1 protein-coding gene is annotated in these 396 nt (G+C 59.1%); it reads left to right on the plus strand.

Annotation, left to right across the window (positions count from 1 at the left end; genetic code table 11):
- Positions 1-129 precede the first annotated feature (129 nt).
- On the plus strand, positions 130-396 hold a 267-nt coding region (locus JTF07_RS20205), incomplete at its 3' end, for a hypothetical protein (protein WP_204235984.1).

Here is a 396-nt window from a genome sequence, read left to right on the forward strand (position 1 = left end):
GTGGGGTGGCCCCCTTTTTTTCTTGTATTCATGCCCGTGGTGGGGGTTGTGTCTTCGGGTGTGGTTGAGTGGAGCGTCAAACGCGACTGGGAGCCCTCCTCGCCGTGTTTGACGTGACTGCGGTGTTCCTTGCTCAACCTGACCTTCGACGTGCCCGTCAAGCGGCTCTCCTGGCTCATAGGCTTGGGAGGGGGCCAGCCTTGTCGACCTCAACCTGCCAAGGCTCTTCCGCTTCCTCGTGTGCAAGCAATCTGGATCGACCAGGGCACGGCTGATATCGACGAACCGCATCTTCCCGGCGATCACGGGTCAGTGACCGTTGGTCTGCAATACGAAGACGGGAATCCGGCGAAGTTTAACTCACCGGATTCCCGTCTTCACGCAACTCTGACTCCT

The organism is Brevibacterium sp. RIT 803, assembly GCF_016892625.1.
GTDB lineage: Bacteria > Actinomycetota > Actinomycetes > Actinomycetales > Brevibacteriaceae > Brevibacterium.